General features: G+C 36.6%; 13 protein-coding genes. All 13 read right to left on the bottom strand.

Annotated features, from left to right (window positions below; all coding sequences use genetic code 11):
* Positions 1-7: 7 nt before the first annotated feature.
* Complete coding sequence (locus tag ID741_RS09620) at positions 8-2,098, bottom strand: cation:proton antiporter (protein WP_218325031.1); 2,091 nt, start codon at positions 2,096-2,098, stop codon at positions 8-10.
* Between the two features lie 11 nt (positions 2,099-2,109).
* On the bottom strand, positions 2,110-2,403 hold the full coding sequence (locus ID741_RS09615) for a hypothetical protein (RefSeq protein ID WP_218325030.1): 294 nt from the start codon (positions 2,401-2,403) through the stop codon (positions 2,110-2,112).
* Positions 2,404-2,520: 117 nt separating this feature from the next.
* A complete protein-coding gene (rbfA, locus tag ID741_RS09610; RefSeq protein ID WP_438719820.1) occupies positions 2,521-2,868 on the bottom strand; it encodes a 30S ribosome-binding factor RbfA in 348 nt (115 codons plus the stop codon).
* A gap of 47 nt (positions 2,869-2,915) precedes the next feature.
* Positions 2,916-5,606, bottom strand: a complete 2,691-nt coding sequence (infB, locus tag ID741_RS09605) for a translation initiation factor IF-2 (protein WP_218325028.1) — start codon at positions 5,604-5,606, stop codon at positions 2,916-2,918.
* Between the two features lie 12 nt (positions 5,607-5,618).
* Positions 5,619-5,918, bottom strand: coding sequence for a YlxQ-related RNA-binding protein (locus ID741_RS09600; protein ID WP_218325027.1), 300 nt, complete (start codon positions 5,916-5,918; stop codon positions 5,619-5,621).
* Complete coding sequence (rnpM, locus tag ID741_RS09595) at positions 5,911-6,207, bottom strand: RNase P modulator RnpM (protein ID WP_438719819.1); 297 nt, start codon at positions 6,205-6,207, stop codon at positions 5,911-5,913. The genes ID741_RS09600 and rnpM overlap by 8 nt, the downstream gene beginning before the upstream one ends.
* A gap of 10 nt (positions 6,208-6,217) precedes the next feature.
* Positions 6,218-7,423: a transcription termination factor NusA gene (nusA, locus tag ID741_RS09590; protein ID WP_218325025.1), complete on the bottom strand. Its 1,206-nt coding sequence runs from the start codon at positions 7,421-7,423 to the stop codon at positions 6,218-6,220.
* Positions 7,424-7,435: 12 nt separating this feature from the next.
* Entirely contained in the window at positions 7,436-7,909 is a 474-nt protein-coding gene (gene rimP, locus ID741_RS09585; protein WP_218325024.1) for a ribosome maturation factor RimP, read from the bottom strand.
* A 141-nt stretch (positions 7,910-8,050) separates the two neighbouring features.
* The gene (locus ID741_RS09580) at positions 8,051-12,388 is read right to left on the bottom strand and encodes a PolC-type DNA polymerase III (RefSeq protein WP_438719818.1); all 4,338 of its coding nucleotides are present in this window, start codon (positions 12,386-12,388) and stop codon (positions 8,051-8,053) included.
* Between the two features lie 120 nt (positions 12,389-12,508).
* The gene (rseP, locus tag ID741_RS09575) at positions 12,509-13,777 is read right to left on the bottom strand and encodes an RIP metalloprotease RseP (RefSeq protein ID WP_218325022.1); all 1,269 of its coding nucleotides are present in this window, start codon (positions 13,775-13,777) and stop codon (positions 12,509-12,511) included.
* Between the two features lie 147 nt (positions 13,778-13,924).
* Entirely contained in the window at positions 13,925-14,716 is a 792-nt protein-coding gene (locus ID741_RS09570) for a phosphatidate cytidylyltransferase (RefSeq protein WP_438719817.1), read from the bottom strand.
* Positions 14,713-15,513, bottom strand: coding sequence for an isoprenyl transferase (locus tag ID741_RS09565; RefSeq protein WP_218325020.1), 801 nt, complete (start codon positions 15,511-15,513; stop codon positions 14,713-14,715). Before ID741_RS09565 ends, ID741_RS09570 begins: the two co-directional genes overlap by 4 nt.
* A 155-nt stretch (positions 15,514-15,668) precedes the next feature.
* The gene (gene frr / locus ID741_RS09560) at positions 15,669-16,226 is read right to left on the bottom strand and encodes a ribosome recycling factor (protein ID WP_218325019.1); all 558 of its coding nucleotides are present in this window, start codon (positions 16,224-16,226) and stop codon (positions 15,669-15,671) included.
* Between the last annotated feature and the right edge of the window lies 1 nt (position 16,227).

Here is a 16,227-nt window from a genome sequence, read left to right as displayed (position 1 = left end):
TTTTTAATTAATGATCTTCAAGATTATCTGCTTTTTCCTTTGCAATCTGTTTTTTATTTCTAAAGCGAAAATGAACGCTCGACTCGGTAGTTTTTTTCATCGCATAAGACTCCAAAAGGTTCACCCGATGACGGTATTCATTCGCTGAAAAAGTTGAGATTTCTCCAGCTCCTTCGAACTCATCAATGACTTTACGCTCTAAATAATAGCCTCGAATCAATTCCTTTGAATAAATCGGATCTTGTTGGATTAAAAAAGTCCCAAAAAGTCCGCCACCTTCAACCTGCAACATCAAATTTTCTCGCGTAGCGATAAAAAAATCGATTAACTCTTCATCATATACATCTCTTAAATTATCTAATGAATCTAAAATAATTTGACTATTCCGTTCAAATATTGATTTCAAAGCATTTATATCAATATTGCTAACAATTTCTTCTCGTTTCTGACGTCTTTGCCAAGCCAATTTAGGATGTAGAATAATCCGTATTAAGCGTCTCACAAAGATTAACCAAAAGCTTAGGAAAGAGAGCAACTGTTTAGCCACAGAGGATTCAACATTTGATATAAAGCGAGAATATAAGCGATATGCATTGATATTGATGGTCCGATTTCTAAAGCTTTCATCTAAGCCATCTTGCTCCACAGAAATAATTAGTGCTTGAATCTCTTGGAATTCTTGCTGGCTGCTCTCTGGCATTGCATTATTAAACGCCTCTTGAATGCGGTCTTGATAGTTTGCAATCACCGCCTGAAGAGCAAATTGCTCCTTTTCACTTAATTCATTTTGATTCAAGTCTGATTCTAAATTATCAATGACTTCTCGAAAAATACCCATTAATTTAGGTTCTAGTTCTGGTACTTTTTCACCATCCGATAAAAGAGGCAAGACAAAAGTCCCGATAATTAAAGTGAAAAAGGTAACCGAAGCCGTAATAAACAACAGTAGTGAACGATCTCGAAACTCTAAACCATTAATTGTCGCTGGCAAAATAAAGATTGTAGCAATACTGACTGTTCCCTTTACACCACCAAAAGTCAGCAGTAATCGTTCTCGAATATGACGATGAGTATTTTTAAAGCCCTTTGTACATACGTAGTAGACTGTTACAAATAAAAAACGCAAGACAAATAATAACGCAGTTAATAATAACACTATCGTTACTAAATGCAGATTTGAATAGCTGCGGTTAGTCCATACCGGAGAAAATACTTGAGTTAATTCAATACCTAGAAATATAAATACCAAACCATTTAAAGTAAAACTAATCGTTCCCCAAGTACTTTCAGTAATATTTGACAATTGCGCATCGAATAAAGTGATTTTTCTAAAACCTGCCGCTTCCAATACACCAGTAACCACTGCTGCAATAATTCCTGAAGCGTGAAATAACTCCGCCACAAAATAAGCTGCAAAAGGCAAAATTAATTCAATCATGAAATAAGCCGAAATATCTTGAGCCGAAATACGTTCAATTAAATTCGTAATTTGTCGTTTGATAAAAACCACAGCAAATCCTGCTAACGCACCAGCAATACTAGAAAATAATAATGTGCCACTAGCATCCACTAGAGAAAACTGTCCAGTTAATAAAGCCGCCAGAGCAAACTGAAAAGCTGTTACCCCAGTTGCATCATTAATTAATCCTTCTCCTTCTAACACATGCATAACAGAATTAGGAATATTTAAACGTTTGGCTAAAGATCCCACAGCCACAGCATCTGTCGGGCCCAATGATGCACCAAAGGCTAAACAAGCTGCAATCGGAATGGTCGGAATCAATCCTTTGAGGGCAAACCCCAATCCAACAATCGTTAAAATAACTCCACCAAAGGCTAACAACAGAATAATTTTAAAATGTCTCAAAATGGATGGAATATCTGCAGTTTCACCTTCACGAAATAGTAAAGGAGCAATAATCATCACCAAAAATACTTCCGGCTCAAAGGTTATTGAACGTCCAAGTTCAGTAAAACCTAGGAGAATTCCTAATAATATCTGAATCATAAAAATAGGAATATTGGGAAGTATTTTTGCGATAATATTTGAAAGTGTGATAGCGATGGCGATTACAATGATTATTTCAATTAAACCCATTGAATCACCTCTTATCTTTTAATTTTAGTTTGTTTTGCTTTAATGAGAATTGTAAGAAATTCACGTTTTTTTTGGATGATCTTATCTTCCAATTCTTGAATTTCTGCTTCATGACTGACGGTACAACATAATTGTCCTCGTTTAGCTTCTAAACGCAATAAGTCATGTTTGATTTTTTCAATTTTTCTGAAGGCTAATAAATTATTCTTCTTTAAGCGTAGTTTTAATTCTTTTTTTTCTTCAGGTGAAATGCCGCCAAACTCTTCATGAAGCTGCCGCATTTTTTCATCAAAATTGATGGTCATTTTAATTGCCTCCTAGATTTGATAAAAAAAGGAATCTTTTTAACAATGGTAACTGTAACAGGATTTCATGAAAAATGCAAAAAAATCTGAACAGAATTGTCCAGATTTTTTCACAGATTATTCTTTATTCAGATTTCTTAACATTTGGTCGATTTTTGACCCATATTCAACAGATTCATCTAGTTCAAAAAACAATTCTGGTGTTTTATAAATCGATAATGCTTGGCCCAATTCTCGCCGAATCAAACCTTTTGCTTTATCAAGACCAGCTTGAGCTTTTTGTTTATCAGAAGCTTTTTCAGATAATAAACTGTAAAAGATAGTTGCTTGTTGCAAATCACCCGTCACATGTACATCAGTAATATTTACATCTTGCAATCTAGGGTCACGCACTCTTTTACGTAAAATATCATTCACTTCTTTTAGAATCTCTTGGGCCACACGACGATCACGATAGTTTGGCATCATGTAACTCCCTTTATTCAGATAATATTTACTTAAAATCTAACTTTTTATTTTTGTTCGATTTCTTGCATGATGAAGCCTTCAATAATATCGTCAACTTTTACATCATTGAATTTTTCAATCATAGCGCCACATTCGTAGCCCATTTTAACTTCTTTCACGTCATCCTTGAAACGTTTCAAGCTAGCAAGTTTGCCTTCAAAAATAACAATTCCTTCACGGATTAATCGAATTCCACTATCTCGTTGGATTGAACCTTCAGTCACATAACATCCAGCAATCGTTCCAACTTTAGAAACTTTGTAAGTTTCACGGATAACCATTTGACCAGTAATTTTTTCTTCAAATTCTGGATCTAACATACCCTTCATAGCTGTTTCGATTTCTTCGATGGCTTTATAAATGATACGGTGTAAACGAATATCAACTTCTTCACCTTCAGCTTGTTGACGCGCTTGTGGTGTAGGACGCACATTGAATCCGATAATAATCGCATTACTTGCTGCAGCTAAAGTAACATCACTTTCGTTAATGGCACCTACAGCTGAATGGACGATATTTACTCGAACACCTTCAACATCAATTTTTTGTAATGAAGCAGCTAAAGCTTCCGCAGAACCTTGAACGTCCGCTTTAATAATGACATTAACAGCTTTTAATTCGCCTTCTTTTAATGATTCAAACAAGTTATCTAAAGTTACCCTTTGGTTAGCATTTCGTTGAACCAACATTGCGCGTTTAGCTCGCTCTTCACCGGCAGCACGTGCAGTTTTTTCATCTGCAAAGACGGCAAAACGGTCACCTGCTTGAGGCACATCATTTAAACCAGTAATTTCAACTGGTGTCGCAGGTCCAGCAGTTTTATCACGACGACCAATGTCATTTGTCATTACTCGGACACGTCCGTAAGTATTCCCCACAACGATTGGGTCCCCGACATTTAAAGTTCCTTCTTGAACTAATAAAGTCGCAACTGGGCCTTTACCTTTATCTAAACGGGCTTCGATAACTGTACCGATGGCAGCTTGCTTAGGATTAGCTTTCAAATCTTCCACTTCAGAAACTAATAGAATCATTTCTAATAGTTCTTCAATGTTTTGATTGAATTTGGCAGAAATTTCCACGAAGATTGTGTCGCCACCCCATGCTTCAGGAATTAATTCGTACTCACTTAATTCTTGCATCACGTGTTGTGGATTAGCGCCTGGTTTATCAATCTTATTTACTGCTACGATGATTGGCACTTCTGCCGCTTTCGCGTGATTGATTGCTTCAATTGTTTGAGGCATTACTCCGTCATCAGCAGCAACTACTAAAATAGTAATATCTGTAATACTTGCTCCTCGAGCACGCATGCTTGTAAAGGCCGCGTGACCTGGAGTATCTAAGAAAGTAATTGGTTTGCCGTTAATATCGATTTGGTAAGCACCGATATGTTGCGTTATCCCGCCGGCTTCTCCACTGGTTACTCGAGAATGACGTAAAGTATCTAGCAAAGTAGTTTTACCATGGTCAACGTGACCCATGATGGTTACAACTGGTGGACGTGGTACTAATTTGTCTTCATCAACTTTTTCAGCTTCAAAGAACCGATCGATATCAGCAATATCCACTTGTACTTTTTCTTCGGCTTCCATACCATAGTCAGTTGCTAAAAGTTCAATCGTATCTTTATCCAATGGTTGGTTTTGGTTGACCATAACACCTATCATGAATAATTTTTTGATGATTTCCGCTGGCTCGCGGTGAATCTTTTTAGCAATATCTGCCACGTTCATGCCATCAGTATATTCTAATACATCAGGTAATTCACGGAATTTACGTGCTGGCACTGGCGGTTTATTGCTGGTTTGTTGTTGACGACCTTTTTTGCCTTTTTTGTTGAACTTGTTACGACGATTTTGGTTGCCACCATAACTATTTCCACCGTAGCTATTACGATTTTGATTGTTATTACTGTATGTTTTTTTATTTTTATTTTGCGTGTTACTTTGTCCACCCTGGTTTGTCCCTTGTTGATTATTAGTCGTTGGACGATTTTGTTGATTATTAGTTGAACGATTTTGATTACTGTTTTGTTGTCCAGTATTTGTTGGACGATTTTGATTTGTATTTGCTGCTGGACGGTTTTGATTATTTGGTCTTTGTTGCGAATGATTTTGACCACTTGCATTCGTTCTATTTTGGTTGCTTTGAGTCGGTCTGTTTTGTTGCGTATTTTGAGATGAACGATTTTGATTATTGCCTTGAGTCGGGCGATTTTGTCCACCAGTATTTTGGGCTGGACGGTTTGATCCACCAGCGTTTTGAGTTGGTCGACTTTGTTGGTTATTTTGTGGTCGACTGTTCTGTGTTGATTGGGCTGATCGATTCGCCTGGTTATTATTCGGGCGATTTTGATTCCCTTGATTATTTTGATTGTTGCGATTAGGTCTTGCATTATTTTGGTTTTGATTCACGTTTTCTTTATTTCCTTTTCTATTTTGAAAGTTTGGATTATTTTTTGAACTTTTCCCATGGAATTTATTTTTTTCGTGCTGGTTAGCTGCTGGTTTTGCTGGAGTATTGTTTACTTTATCAGCTGGTTGAAAAGCCTTTTTCAGCTTGGTTTCATCGTCTCCTGAAAGTGAACCCATATGGTTTGTCACTTGGATTCCTAGCTTATTGGCTTTCTCCACAACTTCTTTACTTGATTGATTGATTTCTTTGGCAAATTCATATACTCGTTTTTTTCCCATGCAATCACCTTCCTAACCTTTTATTAACGTCATGATTTTTTTCGCAAAGCCATTATCAACAACTGCGAGTACTTTTCGCGGTTTGCCAATGGCTGCAATCACCTCATCCTCACTTAACGCGATGACACATGGCGTTTTATAGTACTGACTTTTGTCAGTTAACTTCTTTTGTGTATTTTCACTGGCATCAGTTGAGACAATCACAAGTTTCGCTTTGCTTTTGCGAATTGCTTGAATAGTCAGTTCTTCTCCAGTAATCAGTTTGCCTGCACGCATAGCAAGCCCTAACATGTTTAAGACTTGTTTATTCATTACTAAAAAGCTCTTTTCTAGCTTTTTGATGTTTCACATAATCCAATAATTCTTGATAAAAAGCATCACTAATTTCAGTCTCTAAAACGCGATCTAATAAGTGTTTGTCCCAGGCTTTTTCAACTTCACTAGGTTCTAGTGCAACATATGCACCGCGACCCGGCATCTTGCCAGTAGGATCTAAACTTACTTCACCATCTTTTGATTTCGTGATTCGTACCAATTCTTTTTTGGGAAAAAGCTCACCTGAAACGACTGATTTTCTCAAAGGAACTTTACGTTTTTTCATCAGTGACCTCCTAGTTTTCCGTTTCCTCATCAAAAGCTACTTCTTCAATATCATCTGTTGACATATCTGGTGTAATTTCTTCAACTGTCACTTCTTCAACAGGAACTTCTACTTCAGGAACCTCAGCTAAAGCTTCAGCTGATTCATCAAAATCACCATCATCATAATTAGCATAAAATTCTTCCATATCCGATTCAGCTTTGATATCAATTTTGTGAGCTGTTAATTTTGCAGCTAACCGTGCATTTTGGCCCCGTTTTCCGATTGCTAATGATAGTTGGTAATCAGGAACAACTACCGTACAAATTTTCGGATTTTCAACATCAAAAATGACATCTTCAACTTGTGCTGGGTTTAGAGAATTTGCAATAAATACTGCCGGATCTTCATTCCATTCAACAATATCCATATTTTCACCTTTTAATTCATTGACAATCGCTTGTACTCGTTGTCCTTTGGGTCCAACACAAGTACCAACTGGGTCAATATTAGGATCATTCGAGCGAACAGCTACTTTTGCACGATCGCCTGCTTCTCTAGCGATACTAACAATTTCAACTGTACCATCGTAAACTTCTGGTACTTCTTGTTCGAATAAGCGACGCAATAAATCAGGATGTGAACGACTAACAAAGACTTGTGGTCCCTTTGAAGTGTTTTCTACGCGAGAAACGTAAACTTTAATTCGATCATGGGCTTGATAACGTTCGTTAGGAATTTGATCTTGTTTAGATAAAACAGCTTCAATCTTTCCTAAGTTCACATAAATATAGCGGTTGTCTTGACGTTCTACGATTCCTTGCATAATGTCATTTTCATATTCGCTGTATTCATTGTAAATAATGTTTCTTTCTGCTTCACGAACCCGTTGCAAAATAACTTGTTTTGCTGTTTGTGCAGCAATCCGACCAAAGTCTTTTGGTGTTACTTCAAACCGAATCTTGTCACCAATCTCGTAAGCTGGATTGATTGTCATGGCTTCTTTTAAAGAAACTTCTAATTGTGAGTCCATCACTTCTTCTGTTACTTCTTTGACTGCAAAAACGTGAATGTCTCCTTTTTTCTGGTTGAAATCAACTTCAACATTTTGCGCTTGTCCATAATGTCTTTTATATGCGGAAACTAAAGCTGCTTCAAGGGCTTCAATCACGATTTCTTTAGAAATACCTTTTTCTGCTTCCAGAGTGTCTAGTGCATTAAGCATTTCTTTACTCATTTATTTTTCCTCCTAAAACTCAATTGCCAAACGGGCTTTTGCGATATTTTTTCGATCAAATGTAATGTCTTTTTTTCGGGTTTTAATTTTGACAGTCAAAGTCAATTCTTCTTGGGTCAACTCTTTTAAGAAGCCTTCGTATTGCTTTTCACCTTCAATATTTTGATAAAGGGAAATATGGATATACTCACCTAAAGCCTTTTGATAGTCGGCTTCTTTTTTCAATGGACGTTCTGCACCAGGAGATGAAACTTCCAGAAAATAAGCTTGGGGGATCGGATCGGGATCTAACGCGTCTAATTTCTCACTTAATTTTTCACTGACAAAAGCACACTCTTCAATATCAATGCCACCTTCTTTATCAATAAAAATTCTTAAAAACCAACTTTTCCCTTCTTTGACAAACTCAATTTCCACTAATTCAAAATTTTCTTTGTCAACAATCGGCGTAACTAAATCTGTCACGGTTTCGATTACACTGCTCAAGCCTGTAGCCTCCTTTTCAATCCATTAAAAAGAGTGAGGGATTTCTCCCTCACTCACTCATCTGATTACTTTGTAATACTATCATAAATTTATAGAAAATTCAACTGATGGTTCATTGCATGTTGTTTCTTTCATTTTTCTTTACATATCAAAAAGTGAAAGCTGATTTTCATCAGGTAGATCCTTCAGAACTCCTTGATTGTCCATATACTCGATTAACGTTTTTGAGACTTTGCCACGAGTAGCCAAATCTTCTTTCGATAAGAAAATACCATCTTTTCTTGCTTCAACAATTTGGTTTGCTACGTTTAACCCTAATCCTGGAACTGCTCTAAAAGGAGCAATTAAAGTATCTCCATCAATCACAAAATCATGGGCATCGGATTTATATAAATCAATCATTGAAAATGAAAATCCACGTTCCAACATTTCATTACACAATTCTAATACCGTCAACTGATTTTTCTCTTTCGTAGTTGCATCCATTCCTTTATCAGTGATGGCTTTCATAGCAGCTTTGACTGCATCTTTACCTTTCGCCATGGCGACTAAATCAAAATCGTCAGCCCGTACTGAAAAATAGGCACAGTAATATAAAATTGGGAAATAGACTTTAAAATAAGCTACCCGTAACGCCATTAATACATAGGCTGCCGCATGGGCTTTCGGAAACATATACTTAATTTTTGAACAAGAATCAATATACCAATCAGGTACATTATTTTCTTTCATAGCTGCTAAATAAGTATTTCGCAATTCATCATCAATTTTGTTCCACATACCTTTACGTACCGTTTCCATAATCTTAAAAGCCATCCCAGAATCTAGACCAGCATGAATTAAATAAACCATGATATCATCCCGACAACCGATTACTTCAGCCAATGTTGCTTCTCCTCGCGAGATTAATTCTTCTGCATTGCCTAACCAAACATCGGTTCCGTGAGATAGCCCTGAAATTTGCAGTAATTCTGCAAAAGTAGTTGGACGCGTTTCTTCCAACATCCCCCGTACAAAACGGGTACCAAATTCTGGAATACCTAAGGTCCCAGTTTTAGAAAAAATTTGATCAGGTTCCACGCCTAAAACATGGGGACCAGAAAAAATTTTCATAACTTCTTGATCATCTGTCGGAATTGTTTTCGGATCAATTCCTGAAAGTTCTTGCAGCATCCGAATCACCGTCGGATCATCGTGTCCAAGAATATCTAGTTTTAAAACATTGTCATGGATCGAATGGAAATCAAAATGGGTCGTCTTCCATTCAGAACCTTGATCATCAGCCGGATATTGAATTGGCGTAAAATCGTAAACATCCATGTAATCAGGAATAACAATAATCCCACCTGGATGCTGACCAGTAGTCCGCTTTACGCCAGTTGCACCTTTAGCCAAACGATCAATTTCAGCATTTCTAAAATGTAAATTATGATCTCGTTCATAACCTTTTACGAAGCCATAAGCCGTTTTATCAGCTACCGTACCAATTGTTCCAGCTCTAAACACATAATCCTCACCAAATAAAACTTTGGTATAATCATGGGCTTTGGCTTGATAATCGCCAGAAAAATTCAAATCAATATCGGGAACTTTATCACCATGGAAGCCTAAGAACGTTTCAAAAGGAATATCGTGCCCATCTTTATTTAAACGAGTACTGCATTTCGGACAAGCTTTTTCCGGCATATCAAAACCTGAACCATAAGAGCCATCATCAAAAAATTCTGAATACTGGCAATTTGGACAATAGTAATGAGGCGGCAAAGGATTCACTTCGGTAATTCCAGTCATGGTAGCTACAAAACTAGAGCCAACTGACCCACGAGAACCAACTAAGTAGCCATCTTCATTACTTTTATGAACTAGTTTTTGTGAGATCAAATAAATAACTGAGAAACCATTACCAATAATAGAAGTCAATTCTTTTTCTAAACGTTTTTCGATAATTTCCGGTAAAGGATCGCCGTATAATTCTTTGGCTTTCGAATAACTCAACTCTTTGATTTCTTCTTCTGAACCAGGAATTTTCGGCGTATACAATTCATCTTTGACTGGGACAATTTCTTCACAAATATCAGCAATCGCATTTGTATTGGTTACCACAATTTCTTGTGCCAATGCTTCACCTAAAAAGCTAAAAGCTCTCAACATTTCATCAGTTGTTCTGAAATGAACGTCAGGTAAAGAATGGCGATTTAATGGGTTTGCTCCCCCCATTGAACTAATCAAAATTTTGCGATAAATCCCATCTTCTTCATTTAAGTAATGGACGTCACCTGTTGCTACGACGATTTTATCTAAATCCTTACCAATTTGAATAATATTTTTAATAATATCTTCCAAATCAGCCTGGTTTTTGACTAACTCTTGTTCAATTAACGGTGCGTAGACAGCTTTAGGCATGACTTCTATGTAATCATAGAAACTCGCTTTATTTTTTGCCTCTTCGACACCTTTTTGCATCATCGCTTCAAATATTTCACCATTTGAACAAGCTGAACCGACTAATAAGTTTTCTCGCAATTTTTTTAACTGAGAGCGTGGAATTCGCGGAACTCTTTCAAAGAAATTCACGTTAGACATCGAGATTAACTTGAATAAGTCTTTTAGTCCTGTCTGATTTTTAGCCAATAAAGTCACGTGAAAAGGTCGTGCTCGTTTGTAAGAATCACCTTCTCCCACATGATCATTGACTTGATCATGATAAAACATTTGATGATTTTCCATTGCTTCTTTGATGAAAATCCAAGCCAAATGTCCAGTTGCCTCGGCATCATAGACTGCCCGGTGATGCTGTTCTAAATTAATTCCAAATTTCTTAGTCAAGACTCCTAGACCAAAACGTTTAAATTGCGGGTACAGATATCGAGCCAATTCCAAAGTATCAATTACCGGATTGCTTGTTTCTGGCATATTATTTCTAACGTAAGTTGTATTAATAAAGCCAATATCAAAAGAAGCATTGTGGGCAACTAGGATGGAACCCTCACTGAATTTCTCAAAGAGTGTCATGACTTTTTTTTCTGATTTAGATCCCCTCACCATTTCATCAGTAATACCAGTTAGATTGATAGTGGTTTCTGATAACGGATGGCCTGGATCGATAAATTCTTCAAAGGTATCGACGACATTTCCTTTATGCATTTTTACAGCAGCTAATTCAATAATTGTATCGTAAACTGCTGAAAGCCCGGTTGTTTCTACGTCAAAAACAACATAAGTTGCTTCATTTAATTCAACATGACTGTCATTATAGGCAATCACAACACCATCATCTACAACGTTTGCTTCCACACCATATAAAATTTTTACGCCTGCTTTTTTCCCAGCAGCATGGGCATCTGGAAATGATTGCGCTCCTGCGTGATCGGTAATAGCTACTGCTTTGTGTCCCCATTTACCAGCTTGAGCGACTAAATCTTTAATATTATTGGTAGCATCCATCGTAGACATATTTGAATGTAAATGTAATTCGACTCTTTTTGCCGGGGCATTGTCTGTTCTTTCTGGATGTTTTACTTCCTGTAAATCTTGTGCATTCATAACTAAATCTCGCATAAAAGTATCTTCTTGAATACTCCCTCGAACTTTTAGCCAACTTTTTTCAGGAATGGCATCAAACAATTGCTCATCTTTTTCACCGTTGGAGAATTTCTTTACGACAAAAGAAGAGGTATAATCTGTCATTTTCAAGATTAAAATTTTGCGTTTCGAACGCAGCTCACGGATTTCCTTATCAAAAATAAAGCCTTCAATGGTTACACGACGTTCTTCTTCGATAATGTTGCCCATTGGAGTAATCACTTCATCGGTCGGAATATTTCTACCCATTTGGATTGGACCGCTTTGACTAGTCGCTTTTTTATCTTTCTTTTTGCTTTCGTAAGTAGCAATACTTTCCGCTGCTTGGGCCTGCATTGCAGCTTCTTGCTCTTTTTTACGTTCTTCGAAAAGCTCGACTACTCGTTGAGCCTGTTCTTCGTCAACTTCTGGATCGATACGTAATTTTGGAAAGCCAAAATTTTCTAGATTTTCTTCTATTAAGGGTAAATATTGTTGCTTTAAAAATGGAATGACTTGTTGATTATCAATTAACAAAATAATTTGGTTACCAGAAATAACTGGCAACGGCTTACTCAAAACTTGTTTGACTAATGGCGTATCACAATCTTGCTCTCTAAGCGCGATTTGCCAATAAGCTTGCAATATTTTTTCATCATAATTATTTTCTAAAGGAACAATATGTAGTTTTACACTGGCAATTTGATTGAAGGCAATTTGTAAATGATGATAAAAACGTAAAAATAATTCTGCCGGTAAAATTTTAGGTGTTTGAATATAAAATTCCCAAACTCTTGAATTTTGATGGACTACCACTTCTTTAATCGTTGCTTCTTGCATCAAAGAATTTTGCTGGTCTTCATCAGCTAATTCAATTTGTTGTAATAAATTTTCAAACATTTCGCGATTTTCAGACACCTTGACATCTCCTTCACTTATTTAAAGTACTTCTCAGTATAACTTTTTTTTCGATTTCTTGCATTACAAAACAAAAAGATGCGGCTCGATTATATCTGCCACATCTTTCATTAAATTTTTTTAAAAGAAAAAACGTTGAATATCATTCCAAGTTACTAGAACCATCAATACCATAATAAAAGCAAATCCAACCATCGTGATCATGCCTTCTTTTTCAGGGTCTAACGGTTTTCCGCGAATACCTTCAATAAAGTTTAAAACAATTTTCCCACCATCAAATGCTGGAATCGGTAATAAATTAACAATTCCTAAATTCATTGATAAGAAAGCCATTAAGTTAATCACCGTAGCTACTCCTTGACTGGCTGCTTGAGAAGACAACTGATAAATCATGACGGGTCCACCTAATTTATTTAAGCTAAAACCTGTGAATAAAGATCCTAACGCAGAAAGTAATCCGGTAACCATTGCAAAGGCTCCAGTAAAACCACTGGCAATTTTATCGATAATTCCGGTCTTCATGGCATTAGTTACACCAATTTGTCCAATGGTTTCATTGCCACTTTTGACACTTTTTGCAGTTAAAGTAGTTGTTTCTTTATTTCCATTATGACTGTATTCGATGGTTAATTTTTTGTCGGGATTTTGGGTGACAATAGCGGTCAAATCATTCCAGCTACTAATTTTTTCTCCATCAATCGATAAGATGCGATCCCCGTCAGCTATACCTGCAGCTTCTGCCGGACTGTTATCTTGAACGGTACCAATTTGGTTAGTATTTGTTACTGGCACGCCACCACGAATAAAGGCCAACGCGATTAATAATACAATCGTTAAAAGAAAATTATTCATTGGTCCAGCAAAGTTTGTTAAAATTCTTGACCCTAATTTTGCTGATTGGAATTGTACATCTCTCGGTGCAATTCGGACTTCTGTTCCAGTTTCTTCAATGATAGTTGCATCATGATTAACAGGATAGACGACTTCTTGGCTCTCATCACCGTGAACATAACCTTTTAAAGTTAAATCATCAACTAAATCGGCAGCAATTAATTCCATTGGTACACTATTTGGCAACTGAATTTTTTTACTAACATTAATTCTCTGTACTTCACCTTTAGGACTCAGCTCAACTGAAAGTGGCATACCAGGAGTCAAGTTTGTTTCTTCTTCCTCCAAACCCGCCATCCGTACATAACCACCAATTGGTAGCAAACGAATCGTATAAGTGGTGCCATCTTTACCCATATGAGCATAAATTTTTGGCCCCATACCAATCGCAAATTCACGAACCAAAATTCCTGCTCGCTTTGCAAAAAAGAAATGTCCAAATTCATGAACAATCACTAACACTCCAAAAACAATCAAAAACGTAATAATTGTACGCATTAAAATCCTCTACCTTCACTGATTTTCTTGTTTATTAGTCTATCATACTTATTAAAAAAGACCTATCTTTCTTTATCCACCGATAAAAAAATTTATAAAAAGAGCCATTAAGAAATAAAACTTTCTTAATAGCTCCAAAATTTATGTTTAAAAAATGCCAAGTAAATGCATCATTGGAAAGACAAACAACATACTGTCAAAACGATCTAAAATGCCGCCATGACCTGGTAAAATTTTCCCTGAGTCTTTTACTCCGTAATGCCGTTTAATTGCTGACTCTACCAAATCACCAAATTGACCAACAATTGAAAAGATAATTGTAAAAATAATCATCGTCAATAAATTATGTTGGAAAATCCCCGGCATCGCGATAACAAAAATGATTGCCACAACAACTGCGGATAAAATTCCGCCTAAAGCACCTTCTACCGTTTTATTTGGTGAAATATCTGGCCATAGCTTCCGATTGCCAAATCTACGACCAACCATATAGGCACCGATATCAGTCGCCCAAACAACAAAAAAGGCAAATAATAATAGTGCTAATCCTGCTGAACGAGCAACAACTAAATTTTGAAAACCCATCCCCACATACAAACTCACTAAAACTGGAAAACCAGCTTCATCAAAAGTATAGGTATTTTTCGAAATGACTGAAAATCCTAAAATAATCATCACTGTTAGATAGAATAATAAATAATTGCTTGTATCTCCAAAGAAAGAAAGATATTTATTTATTGGAAAAACTAAAAATACTGATCCGAGAATGGCTAATACTCCTTCAAAGCTTAAGATCGCTAGCTGTCGCATTCTAAAAAGTTCATAAACACCGACACCTGCTAGAACAGCAGCTGCGATTTCGACTGCTATTCCGCCAACATATAATATTGGAATAAAAATAGCTAAAGCTACAACTGCAGTAATTACTCTTGTTCTCATTTTTTCTCCTCCTTGTCTAGTCCACCAAAGCGTCGGTTTCGCTTTTGAAAATCAGCAATGGCGGTTTCTAAATGTTCCCCATCAAAGTCTGGCCACAACGCTTTAGTAAAAAATAATTCGCTATAGGCTAACTGCCATAATAAGAAATTACTGATTCGTTCTTCACCACTGGTACGAATTACTAATTCGGGATCTCGCAAATCTTCAGGTAAAAACCCAGTCATTAGATGATTACCCATAACCGTTTCATCAATTTCCTCAACGGCTAAATGATTGTTTTGCACTTCCGTGGCAATACCTTTTACAGCTGTTAAAATTTCTGCCCGGCTGCCATAATTCAAGGCAAAATTTAAGACCAGACCATCGTTTGTAGCAGTCTGTTCGATAGCTCGCTTTACAGCATCTTGTGTATGGGCCGGTAAATATTGTTCGTAGCCCATAACATGGACCTGCACATTTTCTTCAATTAACTCTGGCACAAAAGTATCAAAAAAGTCGACAGGTAATTGCATCAAAAAGTTAACTTCATCATCGGGACGCTTCCAATTTTCAGTTGAAAACGCATATAAAGTTAATACTTTTACCCCTAAACGATTGGCATGCTTCGTAATTTTCTTAACCGTCTCCATGCCTTCTTTATGGCCAGCAACTCTTGGTAAACGGCGATTTTTAGCCCAACGACCATTTCCATCCATGATAATCGCGATATGTTTAGGAATAGCTTGTTTAGGATCAAAGGTTAATTGACTTTTTTCTGGTGTATATTTTTCTTTTTGCGGAAAAAATCGTAAGACCATTTTTTTCCTCCTCTTAACTGCGTTTTAATTCACATGCAATTATAGCAATAAAATAAGCTTTTTCCTATGACAAACCAATCATATTTAGCTTTTTTCAAGAAATAAAAAAATCTTAGAGAAAAGAACTTGCTCTCCTCTAAGAAATTTACAATGAATTAGCCTTCTAGCAATTCTTTTTCTTTGTCAGCGATAATACTATCGATTTCTTTCACACTTGCATCAGTCAATGCTTGAATATCTTTTTCTAGATTACGTAAATCATCTTCTGTGATTTCACTGGCTTTTTGTTGCTTTTTGTAAGTTTCCATTACATCACGGCGGACATTACGGACAGCAATTTTTGCGCCTTCAGCTTCTTTTTTCACATCTTTAGCCAATTCTTTACGACGTTCTTCAGTTAATTGTGGAATCACCAAACGAATGACATTGCCGTCATTTGCTGGATTCAAACCGATGTCAGAAGCTAAAATAGCTTTTTCAACATCTCCAATTGTACTTTTATCAAAAGGCGTAATCATTAATACCCGTGCTTCTGGAATAGTAATTGAAGCCAATTGATTAATCGGTGTTGGTGCACCATAATAGTTAACCGTAATCCGATCTAGCAAGCTTGCATTTGCACGACCTGCTCTAATTTGTCCAAGTTGGCGTTGTAATGCTTCCTCAGCTTTTTTCATTTTTTCTTTTGCTTCTGTCATGACTGCATCTGCCATG

The organism is Enterococcus sp. AZ103, assembly GCF_051714685.1.
GTDB lineage: Bacteria > Bacillota > Bacilli > Lactobacillales > Enterococcaceae > Enterococcus_A > Enterococcus_A alishanensis.
The sequence above is the reverse complement of the archived record's forward strand: the minus strand, read 5'-3'. Positions and strand labels throughout refer to the sequence as shown.

Excerpts from the sequence above, each read along its gene's own strand:
- ID741_RS09570 (WP_438719817.1), bottom strand. The coding sequence starts at position 14,716 with ATGAGAACAAGAGTAATTACTGCAGTTGTAGCTTTAGCTATTTTTATT.
- infB (WP_218325028.1), bottom strand. The coding sequence starts at position 5,606 with ATGGGAAAAAAACGAGTATATGAATTTGCCAAAGAAATCAATCAATCA.
- frr (WP_218325019.1), bottom strand. The coding sequence starts at position 16,226 with ATGGCAGATGCAGTCATGACAGAAGCAAAAGAAAAAATGAAAAAAGCT.
- rbfA (WP_438719820.1), bottom strand. The coding sequence starts at position 2,868 with ATGCCAAACTATCGTGATCGTCGTGTGGCCCAAGAGATTCTAAAAGAA.
- ID741_RS09565 (WP_218325020.1), bottom strand. The coding sequence starts at position 15,513 with ATGGTCTTACGATTTTTTCCGCAAAAAGAAAAATATACACCAGAAAAA.
- rnpM (WP_438719819.1), bottom strand. The coding sequence starts at position 6,207 with ATGAAAAAACGTAAAGTTCCTTTGAGAAAATCAGTCGTTTCAGGTGAG.
- nusA (WP_218325025.1), bottom strand. The coding sequence starts at position 7,423 with ATGAGTAAAGAAATGCTTAATGCACTAGACACTCTGGAAGCAGAAAAA.
- ID741_RS09620 (WP_218325031.1), bottom strand. The coding sequence starts at position 2,098 with ATGGGTTTAATTGAAATAATCATTGTAATCGCCATCGCTATCACACTT.
- ID741_RS09615 (WP_218325030.1), bottom strand. The coding sequence starts at position 2,403 with ATGACCATCAATTTTGATGAAAAAATGCGGCAGCTTCATGAAGAGTTT.
- ID741_RS09600 (WP_218325027.1), bottom strand. The coding sequence starts at position 5,918 with ATGAATAAACAAGTCTTAAACATGTTAGGGCTTGCTATGCGTGCAGGC.
- rseP (WP_218325022.1), bottom strand. The coding sequence starts at position 13,777 with ATGCGTACAATTATTACGTTTTTGATTGTTTTTGGAGTGTTAGTGATT.